The organism is Algoriphagus boritolerans DSM 17298 = JCM 18970, assembly GCF_900108085.1.
Lineage (GTDB): Bacteria > Bacteroidota > Bacteroidia > Cytophagales > Cyclobacteriaceae > Algoriphagus > Algoriphagus boritolerans.
Window position 1 is genome coordinate 234,585 of record NZ_FNVR01000001.1, and the last position, 18,905, is coordinate 253,489.

General features: G+C 43.3%; 18 protein-coding genes. 7 read left to right on the plus strand and 11 right to left on the minus strand.

Features of this window, described 5'->3' with window-relative positions:
• Positions 1–94: 94 nt before the first annotated feature.
• Entirely contained in the window at positions 95–793 is a 699-nt protein-coding gene (locus tag C4S61_RS00995) for an ABC transporter ATP-binding protein (protein ID WP_103922932.1), read from the plus strand.
• Positions 794–858: 65 nt separating this feature from the next.
• Here C4S61_RS00995 and C4S61_RS01000 read toward each other — a convergent pair whose 3' ends face one another.
• Positions 859–1,251, minus strand: a complete 393-nt coding sequence (locus C4S61_RS01000; RefSeq protein ID WP_103922933.1) for a four helix bundle protein — start codon at positions 1,249–1,251, stop codon at positions 859–861.
• Between the two features lie 147 nt (positions 1,252–1,398).
• Here C4S61_RS01000 and C4S61_RS01005 point away from each other — a divergent pair, with 147 nt between their 5' ends.
• The 6 genes from C4S61_RS01005 to C4S61_RS01030 all read left to right on the plus strand — a co-directional run bounded on the left by C4S61_RS01005 (position 1,399) and on the right by C4S61_RS01030 (position 10,806).
• On the plus strand, positions 1,399–3,780 hold the full coding sequence (locus C4S61_RS01005) for an ABC transporter permease (protein WP_103922934.1): 2,382 nt from the start codon (positions 1,399–1,401) through the stop codon (positions 3,778–3,780).
• A gap of 80 nt (positions 3,781–3,860) precedes the next feature.
• Positions 3,861–4,097: a hypothetical protein gene (locus tag C4S61_RS01010; RefSeq protein ID WP_103922935.1), complete on the plus strand. Its 237-nt coding sequence runs from the start codon at positions 3,861–3,863 to the stop codon at positions 4,095–4,097.
• A 325-nt stretch (positions 4,098–4,422) separates the two neighbouring features.
• Positions 4,423–5,115: a head GIN domain-containing protein gene (locus C4S61_RS01015; RefSeq protein ID WP_103922936.1), complete on the plus strand. Its 693-nt coding sequence runs from the start codon at positions 4,423–4,425 to the stop codon at positions 5,113–5,115.
• 117 nt (positions 5,116–5,232) lie between these two features.
• Positions 5,233–7,659, plus strand: a complete 2,427-nt coding sequence (locus C4S61_RS01020; protein ID WP_103922937.1) for an ABC transporter permease — start codon at positions 5,233–5,235, stop codon at positions 7,657–7,659.
• Positions 7,660–8,181: 522 nt separating this feature from the next.
• On the plus strand, positions 8,182–8,754 hold the full coding sequence (locus C4S61_RS01025) for a Pycsar system effector family protein (protein WP_103922938.1): 573 nt from the start codon (positions 8,182–8,184) through the stop codon (positions 8,752–8,754).
• A gap of 120 nt (positions 8,755–8,874) precedes the next feature.
• On the plus strand, positions 8,875–10,806 hold the full coding sequence (locus tag C4S61_RS01030) for a tetratricopeptide repeat-containing sensor histidine kinase (protein WP_103922939.1): 1,932 nt from the start codon (positions 8,875–8,877) through the stop codon (positions 10,804–10,806).
• 108 nt (positions 10,807–10,914) lie between these two features.
• Here the strand turns inward: C4S61_RS01030 and C4S61_RS01035 are convergent, their stop codons facing one another.
• The 10 genes from C4S61_RS01035 to C4S61_RS01070 all read right to left on the minus strand — a co-directional run bounded on the left by C4S61_RS01035 (position 10,915) and on the right by C4S61_RS01070 (position 18,888).
• On the minus strand, positions 10,915–12,234 hold the full coding sequence (locus tag C4S61_RS01035; protein ID WP_103922940.1) for a polysaccharide deacetylase family protein: 1,320 nt from the start codon (positions 12,232–12,234) through the stop codon (positions 10,915–10,917).
• Between the two features lie 190 nt (positions 12,235–12,424).
• Positions 12,425–13,117 (minus strand): SIMPL domain-containing protein, encoded by a 693-nt coding sequence (locus C4S61_RS01040; protein WP_103922941.1) that lies wholly within the window; start codon positions 13,115–13,117, stop codon positions 12,425–12,427.
• A gap of 172 nt (positions 13,118–13,289) precedes the next feature.
• Positions 13,290–13,661 carry a four helix bundle protein gene (locus C4S61_RS01045; RefSeq protein WP_103922942.1) on the minus strand — a complete coding sequence of 124 codons (372 nt, stop codon included), beginning with the start codon at positions 13,659–13,661 and terminating at the stop codon, positions 13,290–13,292.
• A gap of 158 nt (positions 13,662–13,819) precedes the next feature.
• A complete protein-coding gene (locus tag C4S61_RS22010; RefSeq protein ID WP_200820518.1) occupies positions 13,820–13,966 on the minus strand; it encodes a hypothetical protein in 147 nt (48 codons plus the stop codon).
• Positions 13,945–14,358 (minus strand): Kelch repeat-containing protein, encoded by a 414-nt coding sequence (locus tag C4S61_RS22015; protein WP_456151141.1) that lies wholly within the window; start codon positions 14,356–14,358, stop codon positions 13,945–13,947. The genes C4S61_RS22010 and C4S61_RS22015 overlap by 22 nt, the downstream gene beginning before the upstream one ends.
• The gene (locus C4S61_RS21760) at positions 14,355–14,501 is read right to left on the minus strand and encodes an addiction module protein (RefSeq protein ID WP_160111188.1); all 147 of its coding nucleotides are present in this window, start codon (positions 14,499–14,501) and stop codon (positions 14,355–14,357) included. The genes C4S61_RS22015 and C4S61_RS21760 overlap by 4 nt, the downstream gene beginning before the upstream one ends.
• A gap of 334 nt (positions 14,502–14,835) precedes the next feature.
• Positions 14,836–15,684: a prephenate dehydrogenase gene (locus C4S61_RS01055; protein ID WP_103922943.1), complete on the minus strand. Its 849-nt coding sequence runs from the start codon at positions 15,682–15,684 to the stop codon at positions 14,836–14,838.
• 5 nt (positions 15,685–15,689) lie between these two features.
• On the minus strand, positions 15,690–16,838 hold the full coding sequence (locus C4S61_RS01060; protein WP_103922944.1) for a pyridoxal phosphate-dependent aminotransferase: 1,149 nt from the start codon (positions 16,836–16,838) through the stop codon (positions 15,690–15,692).
• A complete protein-coding gene (locus C4S61_RS01065; protein WP_103922945.1) occupies positions 16,835–17,659 on the minus strand; it encodes a prephenate dehydratase in 825 nt (274 codons plus the stop codon). The genes C4S61_RS01060 and C4S61_RS01065 overlap by 4 nt, the downstream gene beginning before the upstream one ends.
• On the minus strand, positions 17,656–18,888 hold the full coding sequence (locus C4S61_RS01070) for a 3-phosphoshikimate 1-carboxyvinyltransferase (protein WP_103922946.1): 1,233 nt from the start codon (positions 18,886–18,888) through the stop codon (positions 17,656–17,658). Before C4S61_RS01070 ends, C4S61_RS01065 begins: the two co-directional genes overlap by 4 nt.
• Positions 18,889–18,905: the final 17 nt, after the last annotated feature.

Sequence of the window (18,905 nt, forward strand, 5' to 3'; positions counted from 1 at the left end):
TAAAGCAACTGTTTAGGTGTCAATAGCATCCTACAAACAAATAAAATTTAAAAAGTAAAAAATATACATCGGTCATCGGTCATCAAACAACACTATGCAAAACGTAATCAAAACCGTCAACCTTCGCAAGCTCTATGCTACCGAGGAAGTGGAAACCACCGCGCTGGATGGCATCCAAATTGAAATCAAAAAAGGCGAATTCGTAGCCATCATGGGCCCTTCAGGATGTGGTAAGTCCACCTTGTTGAACATCATTGGTCTATTGGATAACCCTGATGGTGGAGAATATTACTTTTTGGATAATGAGGTGGCCAAATTTTCTGAGCGTCAGCGTTCTGCTTTGAGAAAAGGTAACATTGGTTTCGTCTTCCAGTCCTTCAACTTGATTGATGAGTTGACTGTCTTCGAAAATGTGGAGTTGCCCTTGCTTTATCTGAAGTTTCCTTCTGAGGAGCGTAAGAAAAAAGTAGAAGAAGTCCTCACTCGCATGAATATCATGCACCGAAGAAATCACTTTCCTCAGCAGCTATCCGGTGGTCAGCAGCAGCGCGTGGCTATTGCCAGAGCGATTGTCGCCAAGCCATCCGTGATTCTCGCCGATGAACCTACCGGTAACTTGGACTCAACCAATGGAGAAGAAGTAATGCGTCTTTTAGAAGAACTCAACAACGAAGGAACCACCATTGTGATGGTAACGCACTCTCCGCATGACGCCAACTACGCACACCGAATCATCAATCTATTTGATGGAAAAGTGGTGACTGAGAATATCAGGGAGCAGTTTCATGTGTGAGCAGGGAAGTAAGGAAGCAGGGAGGTTAGGATGTTTGGTGGGTTGTCAGGCCAATTGAGCAAGGGTTAAGTCTTGGGTTCTTTAGGTTTTGAAGCTCTCTTGACTACCAAAGTTGCTCTGAATGCACCGATACTATTCATCAGGGTAAAAGCTTGGCTGTAAAATGAGGAGAATTCCTCCTCATTCAAGTATTTCCTCCTTTTTGCCTTGTGCAGGCAAGTGACCACTTCGGCCAATGATCTCAAGGAATACCCAATGAATTTCCGGAATTCTTTGTGGGATTGGCCAGTGGAACCTTCTGCAATATTTAAGGCTATCGAGTCCGCAGCTCGCCGTATTTGAGAAGTCAAATTGTATTTTTCATCAGTCGGAAATCTGGCTGAGGTGTCAAAAATCAACTCTCCAAAATCCATAGCTGAATGCCAAATTCTGAGTTTTTCGAATTTAAAATTTTCCATAAAAGGAGGGATTTACTTGGTTTAAAGATTTGAAAATCAATTTATTGAATTGGTTTAGATCATCAAAATTCTTTCAAACTATCAAACTATCAAACTATCAAACCTCCAAACTTCCTTACCTCCCAACCTCCTAACCTCCCTACCTCCATGCTATCCAACTACATCAAAATCGCCCTGCGTGGCTTCACCAAGCACAAGCTCACTTTTCTGATCAATACCGTCGGACTATCGCTCGGATTGTGGGCTGCTATTCAGATAGGACTCTGGATCAAAAGTGAATTCGAAGTCGGAAAAGGACTGCCTGAGATCGAGCAGGCCTATCGGGTCATGGAGCATCAGACCTACGGTTCGGAGATCTTTACCACCACATCCACTCCGGGAATTCTTGCCGAAGCGATGAAAGAAAATCTCGCGGAAGTAGAAAAAGCAGCGACTTACTCTTGGGACGAGGTGCACCTGTTTGTCAGCGGAGATAAGCGGGTCAAACTCACCGGATTTTATGCCGGGGCTGATTACCTGCAGATCTTGCAGTATCCTTTTGTCCATGGCAACCGAGAAAAAGCACTGACAGATAAGTCTCATATTGTTTTGACCGAGGATGCTGCAATCAAGCTTTTCGGAAAAACCGACGTCATCGGCGAATCAGTCGAAATGGTTTCCAATGACGGAAGGGAGCTCTATGTTGTTCAGGGTGTTTTGGCGGATTTGAAAAATAATGTCCCAAATCGGTTTGAGTACATTTTGCCTTACAAAGTCATGTTTGATAAGCCGTACAACCAATGGCTTGGCTTTTGGGGAAATAACGGACCAAGTACTATCCTCAAATTGCAAGCGGGTACGGATGCCGATAAATTTTCTGCTTCAATCAAAGACTTTATTCTAAAGCAAAAACAAGTTGAAAATGAGGGTAGTAATGTGGAGTTGTTTGTTTTTCCTCAAAGTGAATTGTACCTCCACGGATCCTGGAAAGATGGCAAGCTTCAGGAAGGGAGAATCAAAACGGTGAAGCTATTTGCCATGATCGGGTTTTTCATCCTGATCATTGCCTGCATCAATTTCATGAATTTGTCCACTGCCAAATCTCAAAAGCGGGCAAAAGAGGTCGGGGTGCGTAAAGTATCCGGCGCAGACAAGGCCTCCTTGGTGTATCAGTTTCTCAGTGAATCGCTTTTGGTTACCCTTTTTTCAGGCCTCCTGGCTTTAATTTTGGTTCAGGTGACTCTTCCGATTTTCAATAACCTGACCGGAAAAATGCTGGAGATTCCCTATTCAGAATTGACTTTCTGGGTTCAGTTGGTCGGGGTTTTAGCTTTTACCGGCTTGGTGGCTGGAAGCTATCCTGCATTTTACCTTTCGGCTACAAAGGTCGTCTCGGTTTTCAAAAACCATGTAAAAGGCAGTAAAAACGTTGTTTTGGCCAGAAAAGGCCTGGTGCTTTTCCAGTTTATTCTTGCCACAGGACTGATTTTATCCACGGTAGTGATCTTCCGTCAAATCAACTATGCACTCAATCAGGACTTGGGTTATGAAAAGAACCAATTGGTTTCGGTTGAACTGGATGGGGATCTTTTTCAAAAGTATGACATCTTAAAAACTAGGCTTGAATCCAACCCGAGCATTGAATCTGTTACGCGAACTACCCACAATCTGACCGGAAGAAGCAGCAACACCGGTGATGTAAATTGGGAGGGGAAAGATCCGGCCTTCAATACACTTTTTGAGCGGTTTATGGTCGATTATGATTTTGTGGAGACCATGGGCATGAAGTTGATCGAGGGAACGGATTTTTCAAGGGAAAAAGGAGCTGACTCGACGCTTTCAGTGATTGTCAATCGCCGTGCTTTTGAAATAATCACACAAAATAACCCCGAACTGAGGACGATTTCCATTGGAGAAGAAACCCGACAAATCTCCGGAGTGGTGGAGGATTTTCACTTTCAAAGTTTTCACCAATCCATGGAACCTGCTTTCATGCTTTTAAATCCAAGCTTTGGTTTCAATTCTTTTATCCGGGTGAAACCAGGGGAAATGGAATCCACCCTGAGCTTCATCCAATCTGTGGTTGAAGAACTCAATCCGGAGTTTCCTTTTTCCTACCGGTTTATGGATGAGACCTATGCCCGAATGTATCAGGATGATGTCCGCCTGAGGGATTTGGCGCAGTACTTCAGCATTTTGACGATTTTGATTTCATGTCTGGGACTTCTTGGACTTTCAGCCCATGTGGCCGAGCAAAAGACCAAGGAAATCGGAATCCGGAAAGTGCTCGGGGCATCCACATTTTCCATTCTGAATGTGATCAACCGGGAGTTTATAGCCATCGTGTCTATTTCCATTGTGATAGGTTCTGGTTTGGGGTACTGGTTTATGAGCGACTGGCTTGAGGGCTACGCCTATCGGATCGATTTTGAGTGGTGGTTTATTCCTTTGGCAGCAATTGTGATACTTGGGATCGCTTTGCTGACGGTGACGACTCAGTCCATCAAGGCTGCAAGGGCTAATCCCTTAAATGCGATCAAAACTGACTGAGTATTATTCAATAAAATCCTGTTTGCTTTCGATCAAAAAAGAAAACAGTCGAACAGCGTGCTGTTTTTTAAAAAAGCCTCTTGGAGTTATCTGAGAGGCTTTTTGAGTTTGTGATTGCCTTTGTCATTGCAGGGCCTTTGGCTTATTTCTTTATGACCAATTTTTGGCTGGCAAATTTTGCCTGCCGAGTCGAAGTCGATTTGGTCTTGATTCTGCTGTCTGGGCTGATTTCGATTACCATCTCCTGGTTGACGGTGAGCTATCAAAGTTTTAAAACTGCCGCTAATAATCCGGTGGATTATCTTAAGAATGAATAAAGTACAGTAGGCAGTTTTCAGTGATCAATAGGCAGATTGGCTGTAAACTGAGAACTGCCCACTGTTTATTGTAAGACTACCTACTGATCACTTTCCTCGTTCGCAGACGGTCAAAAATTAATGCAATCGGACAATTTATATTTCAAAATGGAGCTCAGGACAAAGTATAAGGGGTTTTCTCCTTGGCACAATCTCTGGCACTTAATCAAAACAGAAAACTAACCAATCTCAATAAAAAAAATCTCAACCTAAAGATGCAAATCAGGCCATGGCCAGATTGTACCGACTAGGCGAGAATTGAAATCCTAAAAACCAATTATTAACTATGAAAACATCAAAAATCATCTCTTCAGTTTTTGCAATGCTATTGACTGTCTCTGTGGCTTTTCCACAAGGTACCGAAACCCGAACTCCGGGATCATTTACTAAAATAGAAAGCCACGGGAGTTGGGATGTTGAAATCACCAAAGGTTCCAAAGATGAGATCAGATTGGAGTCGTCCAGTTTTGACCTCAGTAAAGTGATCACAGCTATCGAAAAAGGAAAACTTGAAATCAAACTTGAAAAAGGAAACTACAGAAACGTTGATTTGAAGGTATTTATCACCGTTCGGGAATTGGAATCTGTAGGAAACGGAGGATCAGGCGATATGGTGATCAAGTCAGATTTTGGAGCAGATTCTTTTGGCATCGGACTATCCGGATCCGGAAGCATTTCGGCCAAAAATATCAATGTCCAAAAACTAAGCGTGGGCATGAGCGGTTCGGGTAAGGTGAAAATCGAAGGCGGTCAGGCTGAGGAAGCCAACATTGGACAGTCCGGTTCCGGCGACTTTGAGGGAATAAATTTTACAGCTGCGACTGTCAAAATTGGCAAATCCGGTTCCGGAAGTACTTCCATCGGTGTCACTGAATCGCTCACCGTAGGAGCATCAGGCTCGGGAAATGTCTACTACCGCGGAAATCCAGAAAAGCAAAGTATTGGGGTTTCCGGGTCTTCGAAGGTGATCAAGCAGTAAGTATGAGTATCAAGTATCTAGAATTTAGTAGCAAGACTTGAGGTATTTGGCAGAAACGAAAGTCAAGTCGAGAGAATCTTTCAATCTTCCAATCTTTTAATCTTTCAATTTTAGAAAATGTTTAAAAACTATTTCAAAATCGTCTTTAGAAATGCTAAAAAGCATCCGATGTATGTACTGATCAATCTGATTGGGTTGGCCATCGGCATGGCTGTAAGCATTGTGATTCTGTTGTATGTCCAATTCGAGTTGAGTTACGACAAGTACCATCCCGAAGCGGATCGTATCTATCGTGTTTCCCGTGCCTGGTTCAATCAGGACGGAGCCGAAAGCCTGCATTTGGGACATTTGGCACCTCCTTTTGGTCCATTGATTCAATCGGATTTTCCAGAGGAAGTAGAAGTTTCTGCCCGGCTTTTCAATTTTAATGCACTGATCAAATCCAATGGCAATGCCATGGAAGAGGAGCGATTTTTCTTCGCAGACCCTGAGTCTTTTGATCTTTTCTCCTGGAAAATAATCGAAGGAGAAGGGCAAAGTGCGCTAAATGAAGCGGATGGGATTATCGTGACTGAGAGTACGGCTAAGCGGTACTTTGGAGATGAATCTGCCTTGGGCAAGGAATTACAAGCCGAACTGGCAGGGCAGGAGTTTACCTTTCAGGTGCGTGGCGTGATGAAGGATATGCCCGAAAATTCCCATTTCCATGTGGATTTTCTCGCTTCCATGATTCCTGTAGTTCAGTTTTACGGAGGGCAGGAAGCCTTCATGTCCAACTTTGGATCAAACAATTTTTCCACTTTTGTAAAACTTGCCGAAGGAGTGGACGGGAAGGCTTTCGAAGGCAAACTTCCGGCGATGATTGACCGCCACCTGGGTGAAAACCAAGCCGGAATTCCGATGTCCAAAGGCACGGCGCTCAAACTCTGGCCGATTACTGATGTGCATCTGTATTCCAATTTGGCCTCCGAAATCGAACCGAATGGCAACATGGATTATGTAATTGTCTATTTGGCAGTTGCCCTTTTTATTCTGCTGATCGCTTGTATCAATTTCATGAATTTATCTACTGCCAGATCTTCTCTGCGATCTATGGAAGTGGGGCTTCGCAAAGTAATGGGAGCAGACAAAGGGATTTTGATCCGCCAGTTTATGGGTGAATCTTTTGTGATGACCCTGTTTTCCATGGTATTAGCCATCATTTTGGTTTACCTGTTTTTACCGACTTTTTCAGATTTTACGGACAAATCTCTCAGTTTGAATTTCATAGATAATCCGGAGTATCTCCTAGGCGTAGTCGGTCTGATTGCTTTTGTTGGATTGATTTCCGGCAGTTATCCTGCTTTGTTCCTCTCTGGTTTTGAACCTGCTAAAGTGCTTAAGGGAGCCTTCAAAGCCGGTAAAGGACATGAGAATTTCCGCTCGCTCCTGGTCATCGGACAATTTGCGATTTCGGTGATTCTAATCGTCGCAGTTTTGGTGGTAGTGCGGCAGTTGAACTACATGCAGAGCAAAGACCTGGGATTCCAAAAGGAGGATATTGTTGTACTCCCTACAAGTGCACGAATCAACGAGAATTACCTCATTCTCAAAGACCGTCTTGAAAACCACCCGGGTATTCAGGAGGTGAGTTTGTCCAGCCGGGTTCCCTCAGGCCGGCTATTGGATTCGCAGGGGACTACTGCCGAGGTCAATGGAGAATTAACCCAACTCAATGTCAGGATTGCGGATATCCACGTGGCGCATAACTTTCTCGATACTTACGGTATACCTTTGAAAGCTGGTAGGAATTTCGACTTCCAGCGCGCCAGTGATTCCACGGAAGCTTTCATTCTCAATGAGGAAGCCATTCGGGCCATTGGTTGGTCAAGTCCAGAGGAAGCGATCGGAAAACAATTTCTTTATGGAGACAGAAGAGGCTTTGTAACCGGAGTCATGCAGGATTTTCACTTCGAAAGCCTTCATCAGCCGATTGTGCCTATTGTCTTTATGATTTCCCAAAACAGGAACAATCAAGTCAGTATCAAAATCGATGCGGCACAACGGGAGGAAGTCCTAGCGTATTTGGAAGGAGAATGGGCTCAGTTGAGGCCGGATTATCCCTTTGAACCTCTTTTCGTGGACGAAGGGTTCAACCGTCAGTATGAAGCGGAAGCCAAAGTAAAAACCATTTTCACCTTCTTTTCGGTTTTGGCCATTTTGATTTCTATTCTTGGTTTGTTGGGCTTGGTTACTTTTGCTACCGAGCAACGAACTCGGGAAATTGGAATCCGAAAAGTACTGGGCGCAGAGACAGTCAATATTTTGGTTTTGCTGGGTAAAGACTTTCTCAAACTTGTCGCTATCGGATTCCTGATCGCCATTCCGGTTTCCTGGTTTGGAATGAGTAGTTGGCTCGAAGATTTTGCATATAAGACGGGTATCAGCTGGACTACTTTCCTGTGGGCTGGTCTGATCGCAGGAATTATAGCGGCTGCTACGGTTACCTCCCAAACCCTCAAAGCCGCCTGGTCCAATCCGGTGAAGAGTATTAGGAATGAATAAAAAGTATCAAGTTGATAGAAAGTCAAGTCAGAAGTATAAAATCAGAAAGTTTACCCGCGGTAGGTAGAAAAAAAGTGAAAGGCAGTCTTAGGGCTTGCCTTTCGTTTTTAGGGGCATTTGTGAGTACAACTTAGAGATTTTCTGCCTCCGTCCCTAACGTTATTTTAACCTAAAAAAAATATAAAATGCCCATGAGAAAGGGTTCTCACACAGGGGGATGATTATAATGCATGCGAGATTCTCCCGAAGAAAAATCGGGACAGGCTATCTGACCAATAAAAATCAAGTTATAAACAGATGAAATCGAGCATGACGAAGATCGTCACACAGGGGGATGATTATAAACCATGCGAGATTCCATCTGACCACTGAAAAACAAATTATAAACAGATGAAATCCATTTCGCTCTCTAATTTGACCGCTGTGAACCAAGTAGTACAAGATTTAGATGTAGAAAATCTACCAAAATCATAACTCTCACTTTAAAATATTCCTTAATTTCAGTCCAAATACCCCCAAGCCATGGAAGAGCCAATTTTGGAGAAGAAAAAGGAAAAGGATAAAACAGAACGTGAAAGACAGACTTTTTATCGTGTCACCTTCAAAAACAACTGTAACCTCCTTCAAATCGCTGATAATAAGGCAAATATAATAATCAGCATCAATGCCTTGGTGATTTCCTCTACCATAGCAATCCTCGGGTACGGTTCGATGTCACAGTTGATAGAGATTAACTCTCCTTTTACCATTGTGCCCATCGTGTTATTCTTGGCTGTCATCCTGACTTCGACCATGTTGGCCGTGCAGGCTGCTAAGCCTTCAATCATCGGCAAAGCAAAAAATGGGCAGAATCCGCCAAAATCAAGCCTTATGTTTTTTGGTGAAAGCTCCCGATTTACCATGGATGACTACCTGGAAGAGACACGCAAAATGCTTGCAGCTAAAGATTCAATCCAGGACCACATGTCCATTTCTCTTTATTATCAGGGAAAAGTATTAAACCGAAAATATAAACTGATCCGTAAAGCCTATGAAGTTTTTGTGCTGGGCTTAGCAATTGGGATTTTGTTTTTCATTGGTGTTTTGATGTATTAAGTTTTTCATTGGCAACATTCTTCAAAATTTTGGTTTTTTGATGAACTGTCCTTGGAAAGTTGAGCAATTGGCGCATATTTAAAGCTGACCTACTAAGCACACAAATTCTAGCTTTTCACCATGTTGATTCTTCTTTTGGTTATTTGGAATGCCTTCCAATCCCTGTCCTCATTCCCTGATAGCATCCAAAATTTGATTACCAAAACTGAAGATGATTCAGTCAAAGCGGTCCTTTTTTATGATCTTGGAAAGCACTTTTATGGAATAGATCAGGATACAGCCATTTATTTCGCCCAAAATGCAATTCAACTCGCTGAGAAACTCGGTTTGGATAAGGTTAAAGGTAATGCGCTCAACATCATGGGAGTCGCGCTGTTAATTCGATCCGATTATGAAGATGCGTTGAAGACTCACCTTCAAGCCCTCAAAATAAGAGAAACATTAAAAGATTCCACAGGAATGCTGGAGTCCAATCTCAATATCGGAAATGTCTACTACCGGAATGGTGAGATGGGGAAGGCAGCTGAGATGTATGAGAAGGCTCTAGTCTACGGCTTGGCAACTAAAAATCTCCGGGGTCAATCCTTAATCTATAACAATCTAGGCAACTATTACAGTGACCGATGGGTGGCAAATCAAAGCCAGGAAGATTATAATTTGGCATTGGAATACCTTCAAAAGTCCCTTCAGATCAAGGAGGAGCTGAAAGATAACCGGGGTTTGGTCAATACCTTAACTCAGCTATCGAGTCTCAGTAAAAATGACAGGGGTAAGGCAAGTGGGTACCTGTTGAGGGCTCTGAATATCGCAGAAGCCAATCAGGATATCGAAAACAAAATCAACGTGCTGAATGAACTTTCCAACTACTTTTTGCAAGGGAAAGATTATGCCAAAGTGAGGGAGTATGCGCTCAAATCCTATCAACTAGCCAAAGATGCCAATTCACATTTTTACATTTCTAGATCAGCAGATTTTCTGATCGAAGCAGCCAAAGGTCAAAATGACTTTAAGTCTGCTTATGAGTATTTGGTGATAAAAAAGACAGCAGATGAAGCCCTATTCAACGACAACCGTGCAAAAATCCGTGAGGAGCTTCTCATCGAATACGAGACTGAAAAAAAAGAGCTTGAAAATCAACGCCTGATGCAGGAACAACAGCTTCTGGATTTGTCACTTCAGCGCCGAAATGAACTTCTCGTAGGCATAGCACTGGTACTAATAGTTTTGGGATTCTTGGTTTGGTTTCAAAAGAAAAATCACGAAAAACTTAAAGATGCTCACCTTCAACTCGAAAAAGCTCACGCGCTGACCCAAGAGCAAAACCGTAAAATCCAAACTCAGGCAGATCACTTAAATGAAATCAATCAAGCTCTGACCAAAGCCAATCAGTTTCGGGATAAGATTTTCTCAGTGATCTCCCATGATCTTCGAGCGCCTTTTTCATCGCTTCACAGTATAATCCAACTTTGGGACAAAAAGATGCTGACAGAGGAAGAGCTGCAAGAGGTGATGCCCATGATAGCCAAGGATACCCATTCCCTTTCTTTGATGCTCAACAATCTGCTGATTTGGTCAAGGGAGCAAATGGGTGTGGAAGAAGTTCAAAAATCTACTTTCAACCTTGAGGACTTGGTCAATGAAAGTGTAGAATTGCTGAATTCTCAGATCACTCACAAAAAACTTGACTTCAGCCATGATTCGACAAACGGTCTTGAGGTCACCACAGATCGCGAAAGATTGGGATTCATTGTGCGGAACATCCTGATGAATGCCATCAAATTTACCCCCGAAGGTGGCAAAGTAACCGTGGATTACCCCAATAGAAATGAAATCCGAATAAAAGACAGCGGCCGTGGAATGCCCCCAGAAATGGTATCGAAGCTCTTCACCGACCGAATCATTTCGGAAAAGGGAACCGAAGGCGAATCCGGAACTGGAATTGGACTGATGCTATGTAAAGAGTTTGCAGATAGTCTTGGAGCTGAAATCCACGTCGAAAGTGAAGTAGGAGTAGGGACCACTTTTCGTGTGGTGATACAGACTGATCTTTAGGGTTCTCTAGTTAGAAAAAAAAATGGAGGGAGTACTTACTGGGAAATTTGCCAGGACACCCTCCTTTTGATTGATAATCTTTCAAGACTTTTTCGTTGCAGGGTCTAATCAAGAACTCTTTTTCAATGAAATTCTCTCGCTTCCTGGATTTGCATCATACACGACAAAGTTTCCTTTTTCATCCTTTAGGATTTCCAGTGTATTAGTTTGCGCTCCTTGAGAGAATCGGACAGAAGTCCAGTTGGCTGGAATGTAGGTTTTCAAAGTGAGTGGAACAGAATAGGTCTCCGGATCAAGATTTGTTGTCAAGTCTATCATGATGGCATCACTTTCAACTTTTGAGTTAATGGCTGTTCCTTTTCGCTCGCGAAGATATTTGGTTACATCCCGGAAGGTGGCGATCCAAAGGTCTCGCTCATTAGCCTTCATGTAGGAGAAATACTCCACCAGTTCGGGTCTTGTTTTAGGCTCCCAACCCAAGTTTTCTATTCCATGAAAAACCAGCACCAGCCAGTTATTATCATGGGTCATGACTGTATCCACCCAGGCTTTCATCTGATTGATATCGATGCGAGAGATCGGTCCGCGCTGCCACTGCACGTATTCTTTGGTGGATTCTCCCGGAGTCATTCGGCTTCCACGATTGATTTCTTCCAACCATTCTTCCGGCATCCGATTTCTGAGGGAAGGATAAACTTTATGGGCATATTCCATCACGCGTTCATTTTCGGTGCCGTAGGGCCCTTCTGCGCTGAAGATTGATTCCGGACCGATAAATTGAAGCAAGTCTGCCTTGCTTTGCTCCAGTTCATACAGCATGTTTACTTCGTCCAAAGCCGCCAATCGCGGATGGGTCACGGTGTGGGACGCAATTTCATGTCCTTGAGCTGAGTAGGATTTGTACTGCTCCCAAGTCGTGGTGTCTTCTACATTATTGTGAAAAACTACGTCATCTGTATCCTTCATCGTTCCTTTTCGGATTTTCTCATACCCCTCATCGATCAAAGCATGCGCTTCGGGTACTTTCCCCTGCTCAAAAAGCGAACCCGCGCGGGCATGATAGTCTTCTGCTTCGCTCGTGCCGGTGAAAGCAATCAAAGATGCCCTTTCGAAAAAGTTGGTTGAATCTGTTTTTATTTTGGCCGTTTCAGCGATGATTTCCTTTGGATCCCTACCTATGAACTTCCCTTTTCCAGACCCTTCTACTTTTCCGGTAATGATATAAAAAGTAGCAGGAAGTCCCAGGCTGTCCATGATAGGCTTGGCAATGGTAAACTGATTGACAATACCATCATCGTAAGTGACGGAAATGGCTCCTTTTTTATTTCCCCGAAATTTGGTGATTTCAGTTTGACCGACGATCGGGTCAGTTTGGCTGCAGGCCAGGCAAACCAAGCTAAGTGCAAGAAGTGATAGAATAGATTTCATTTTGGGTTGGATGATAAGGCATGCTAAGTTGCTGAAAAAGCGCTACAAGCTAAAAACCGTTGATCAATTTTTTATGGGGAAGCTTATCGGAAAAAGGGAAAAGCCCGGCAAAAAACCGGGCTTTAGGAATGTGGTTTTTACCAAGCGACGAATCCAAAATTCAGTCCACTTAGTCTCAAACTCAGGAAAATTAATAGGTGTATTTCACATAGACCTTCTTGGTAAGGGTCTGATCGTCAGTTTCGATCAGCATATCTGCAGATTCGGCCATCGCCACTTTGGCATTTAAATACATCGGTTGAGGACGGTAGTTGGGTTCCATCGTCACACTGAAAACCCGTAGCCCCCGAATAGCCAGGGTATTGCCGATCAACATCGCACGGGCTTCTGCATCTTTCAAGGCTTCAGTGAGAAGCGTGTTTTCGAGTGATTTTCGGGTGACTTCTGCGATTCCAAAGTGAAGATTGTAGCTCATGTCTCCAGACTCTTGGATTGCAACCACGATTTTTTGCAAGTCTTCGTTGGTGACAGATGTGATAATTCTCAGGCTTTGACGAGCGACATAGCCATTGTCACTGGCCGTTCCATTTTGATAGATGCGATTGACATCCACAGAATAATTATCAGCCACTAACTTATAATCTCTGATTCTTGCCTTTTTCAAAGCATCAGAGAGACCTTGGGTCTTTTTGTTGAGCACATTGACAGCATCGGGCACTTTCATGGCTTTTTCTTCCAGATTGATTGAAAAAACGGCCTCGTCCGGAGCGATTTTCCGCTCGGCATAGCCCTCTACTTCGATCAGTGGAACTTGTTGGATTTGCTGCGCAAAAAGCGGGGAAGCCATAGCAACGGCCAGGAATAAAATCAGGATTCGTTTCATAGTTTATAAGTTTTCATTGTTGTATAGACAAAAGACGATCCACAAATGGAAGCGCGACAGGGAAAGAGAAAAATTGATCGGTATTTAGAAAAATTAAGATTTCGGATTTCGGAAATGGGATTTCGGATTGTTGTCTTCACATTTTAAAGTCCCTGCCTAAGTATTTGATTTATTAATTGGGCTTCTGGAAGATTTTTTGATTTTCCTTTGAAGTTTTAATAGTTGCTACAAAAATAGAAAGTAGCTCATTGCATTCTTTCCAAATCGGATCTATAACCGAAGTTTCACCCAACCCAGAATCTTTAATTAATTCCAGCCAATAAAGCGTTTCGTCTGCCTCTTCCTCAACGATTCCAAGTTTTGACAAAAATTCAGCCTTTGATCTAGCCCGAAGTGCAGCTCTATAATTCGCCCCAATCGATGTCGAAGACCTGATTATTTGATTACAAATCGGAAATGTTGCGTTCTTCCGAGGTAGACCTTCAGTCATTTCTATCACGCTCAAAGCAAAAAGCTTACATCTCAATTTTAGTTGCTCTTTCATTGGTGTAGATTAAAAATTGGTTAAGAATTTACATAGACTAATTTAGTAAACCTAGAAAATAGAGGGTCAAAAGAATCAATCAACAATTGAATTTTGAATTTTCCAAAAATCTCACATCCCCAATCCGAAATCCGAAATCGCACGTCCGAAATCCCAAATCACTTCTTCCACTCGATCATCTCCATCGTATTGATCTCAGGGCCTCCGCCTCGATTGACAGAACCTGCATGGACATAGATTTTTCCATCCAAAAAGGCCGCTCCCGTTCCATGCCGGCCTTGTGTCAGATTTGGGAATTGATCCAAGTGTGAGTCCGAGTGTCCAAAACTTCCACTTCCGCATGAGCAGGTGTTTGGGCTTGACTTTCACCATTGAGAATAACTAAGTAAGGCCCTACGCCAAGATTTGAATTGCCGGCTCTTGGAGTGGGGATTTCTGTTTCGATAGTCGTCCACGTATTGGTTTTGAAGTCGTAGTAATCAATTTTATTAGTTGTCAACTCGAGCACCTTCCCAATTTTGGCATAGGAAGTCCGGCCTCCTGCCAGATACAATTTATCCCCAACTAAAGCTGCACTGACATGGTCTCTAGCTCTTGGTGCACTGGGAAGGGAAGTCCATTCTATTTTTTTATAATAGCTAACAGCGGAAAGGATATCTGATTTGACTTCTAATCTGTTGACTATTTTGTAAATTATAACTCTCTCTCGATGTCGTCTAACGTTTCATCAAAATCAAAAACATCCTCAGGATTGCTTTCATAAGCTAAAAGCCGTTGATCAATTACTTGTTTTTGCCAATCAGCAAGTTGCATGGTGTTGTCTGATTCTGCCTTTTGCAATTCCTCATACTATGAAGTTAGAGATTGCCATTCATCTATAGGAATATAAACCCCAGTAGTATTTCCTTCTTTGTCTTGGATAAATTGGAGCGTCATTTTTTCTATTTTTAAGTTATTCGAATTGGTTTGGAGATTCTAAAATAAGGAAAATCATGATTTTATTTTGCCGCAGATATCCGAAGAAAAGAGCGCAGAATTTCGTAGAAAAAATCAGCGACCAGCTTCGAATTTTTCAGTGGGAAATCAGCGGGAAATGGACACAAATGAAAAACCACGAATCGCTTCGTGGTTCACAATACAGCCTAAATTCAAATTTGAAATCTCGAATTTCAATTCATTTACCCAACTCCAGAATATCACGAATCTTGTTGATCTCGGTCATTTCCTCTAAGAGTCCTTTGCTGTCCTCCTTCGCAATTTTTTCTCTGAAAGCTTTCAGATTAGCGATGTATCCATCCAATGCACTGAGGATATTCTCTTTGTTTTCGGTAAAAATCGGTGCCCACATTGCAGGACTGGACTTAGCCAATCGGACGGTGGAAGCGAAACCTGAGCCTGCCATATCGAAGATGTTTTTATCATCTGCCATTTTCTGCAGGACGGTTTCCCCCAGCATAAATGAAGAAATATGCGATAAGTGAGACACGAAGGCCAAATGCCTGTCATGCTCCTCTGGATCCATGAAGCGCAACTTCAAATTCAGCGCATCAAAAAGTTGGTAGGCCTTTTCTTTCAGGTGAAGATCGGTTTTTTCCAGCTCGCAGATGATCAATACTTTTCTGTTTAAAAGATCTGCCATGGCAGCTTTTGGGCCTGAATATTCCGTTCCGGCGATGGGGTGTGCGGCGAGGTATTGCTTTCGCTTAGGATGATCGGCCATCATTCCGCATAGCTTGGCCTTGGTAGAACCAACGTCAAATACCAAGGTATTTTCGCCCACTTGATTCAGTGTGTCAATCAAAATTTTACCCAATGTATCTGCGGGAGTTGCCAAAATGACCAGATCGGTATCTGCATCCGGTGTTTCTTTCGCTTCGGTGATGATGCCGAGGGTCAGCGCATCCTTAAGATTTTGAGGATTGGCATCCGTTCCGGTGATGATCAGTTCGGGAAATTTTTGTCTGGCTCCTAATCCAAAGGAACCCCCCAAAAGGCCAAGGCCAATGATGTGTATTTTCTTCATATTGGTTATGATTTAATGCGATTGATAGCTTCCAGGATTTTGAATTCAGGCATGCAAAGTGAAATGCGGACGTATCCTTCACCTGCTGGTCCAAAAATTCTGCCCGGTGTGATAAATATATTTTTCTCATAAAGGAGATAATCCACCAATTCATCGGCAGTTTTTCCATCAGGTACTTTGCACCAGACGAAAAGTCCGGCGGTATCTTTGGGATAGCTCAGATCTAGTAGATCGGCCATTTTCCAAACAAGCTTTCTACGGTTTTGATATTGGTCGTCCAGATCTTCAAACCAACTTTTACCCAAGCTTAAAGCGGCTATTGCTCCTTTTTGTATTCCTAAAAACATGCCGGAGTCCATGTTGGATTTGACTTTCAGAACTGCTTCAACCCAGTCTGCCCTGCCGCAAAGCATTCCCACTCTCCATCCCGGCATGTTGAAGGTCTTGCTGAGCGAGTTGAGTTCCAAAGCAACATCTTTTCCTCCGGGAATACTCAAAATACTGAAAGGTTCTGGGTTAAGCACATGGCTGTACGGATTGTCATGTAGGAGGACTAGTTCATGTCTTTTTGCGAAAGCAACCAATTCTGTTAAAATCCCTTCGCTTCCCATGGCCCCTGTCGGCATGTGTGGATAGTTGATCCACATGATTTTGACTTTATTCAGATCCAGTTTTTCAAGATTTTCCAGAATAGGTCGCCCCTTTTTCTCCAAATCCAACCTGTAAAAAATCGGTTCTGCACCGAGTAATTTGGTGACCGAGGTATAAGTGGGGTAACCAGGATCAGGAATCAAAACCTGGTCCCCGGGATTCAAAAAAGCCATGCTGAGATGCATAATGCCTTCTTTGGAACCCATGAGCGGAAGAATTTCTGTGTTGGGATTCAGTGTGACCCGATATTCTCGCGCATAAAACTCCGACATGGCAATCCGAAGCTCCGGGATCCCTTGATAGTTTTGATAGCCATGAGCGCGAGGATGTTCGACGGTACTTTTAAGTGCATCGATGACCATCCGGTCGGGAGCCAAATCGGGGCTTCCGATTCCCAAATTGATGACAGGTTTGCCTTCTGCGATCAGTTGATTTACCTCTCTCAGCTTTGCTGAAAAGTAGTATTCCTGAACTGTCTCCACTCGATTTGCAAATCCCTTCATGCCTTTCTGCTGGTGTATTCCCCAAAAATTTTCAATCCTCCAAAATCCTCTTTAATCAGCTCCATAGCTTCTTTATATTTCAAATAATCACCAAATTCCGCATCGATAAAAAAGGCATATTCCCAGGGTTTTTCTATAACGGGGATAGATTGGATTTTACTCAAATCCAAACCTTTGTCAGCGATCATAGTCAAGAGTTTGGCCAATCCTCCTGGTTGATTCCGAATGGTCACCTTGAAGGATGCTTTATTTGGAGTGACATGGGAATTGGTCTTTTCCTTCTCTAAAAGGATAAACCGGGTGAAGTTGTTTTGGATGGTTTGGATATTCCGTGCCAATAGCTCCAAGCCGTAGATTTCTGCTGCAATTTCACTTGCAATGGCGGCTATTCCTGTCAACTTTTCATCTGAAATCCGTTTGGCTACAGAGGCGGTATCCACATCATCAAATTGCTGAATATGAGGATGCTTCGCCAAAAAAGCCTTGCACTGCAAAATTGCCATAGGATGAGACCGAACTTCCTGAATATCCTCAATTTTCTGTCCGGGTAAGGCCATCAGCTGATGAGCAATCGGCAAATAAAACTCATCCCGAATACTCAACTCATAGCGATCTATTAAGTCATAATTGGGAAGAATGGCTCCGGCGATGGAGTTTTCAATAGCCATCACGCCAAAGTCAGCTTCGCGATTTGAAACCGACTTAGCTACAGGTTCAAACGTATTGAATGGAATAATCTCCGCATCCGAGCCGAAATTAATCAATGCAACTTGATGGTGAAATGATCCGGGAACACCCTGTATGGCAATCTTTAAACTCATGATTCTGTTGGTTTATCCATGGCAATGGAAAGCAATTCGCAATGCTTCCAGAAGCTTGGATAAGATTTGTTGACCACTTCGGGATCTTCGATCAGCACTTCGGTTTTGGTCAAAAGCGGCATAAATGCCATGGCCATCCGGTGATCATCATAGGTGTGTATCTGTACCTGACGAGGCATGGTCACCGAGGGAATGACTTGATACACTGCCGGTTCGATTTCCTTGAGTTCGGCATTGAATTTTGCCAATTCCTGCTGAAGTGCGAGAATTCGATCTGTTTCTTTGATTTTCAGACTTTCACATCCTGTGAAAATCGAATTTTGACCGAGTATAGCACAGGTCACAGCGACCGTTTGGGCTAAGTCTGGACAATGCGTGAAATCCCAGTTTTTCAGCCCTTTTACAGCTTGTTTTTTCAATAAAACTCCTCCTTTTTCAAAGGTGCTTTTGATCCCAAGGAGGTCCATGATTTCTACAATTTTGGAATCTCCCTGCAGGCTGTTTTCTTTCAAACCCTCCAAAAAAAGTGCTCCAGAATCAGCACAGGCCAACAAACTGAACCAATAGCTCGCTCCGGACCAGTCACTTTCCACAGCAAATGTGGTGGGTTGATAGGCTTGGTGCGAAACCTTGATTCGGTTTTCTTCCCAAGTATATTTTATCCCAAACTGTGCCATCAACTCCAGCGTCATTTCGATATAAGTTTGGCTTCCCACTTTTCCTTCCAGTTCGATTTCGAGGCCTTGCGGCAAAATAGGAGCGATCATCAACATGGCTGAGATGTACTGACTGGAGACGTCCCCACGGATTTTGACTTTATCTGACTTCTGCTCAGGGAGTCCGTGAATTGCCAATGGAGGATAACCTTCAATATTCAAATAGTGAATTTCGGCACCAATTGTTCTCAGCGCATCTACCAAGATGCCGATAGGACGCTCACACATTCTGGCTGTACCGGTCATGACCTTTTTCTGATTGGTCACTGACGCAAAAGCTGTCAAAAACCGCATGGTTGTCCCGGCATCCAACACATCAAAAACCGGAGGATTTTTCTCCAGTAAGCGGATCATGGTCTGTGTATCACGGGCTTCTGCCAGGTTGGTGATTTTATTTTCTCCGGCTGTCAACGCGTCAATTACCAAAGCGCGATTGGATTCACTTTTGGAAGAGGGCAGGGGAATGCGGGAAGGGGTGAATTCGCTTTTTTGATGTAGGCGAAGGATGGTCATGGTATGAGTAGTCAAGG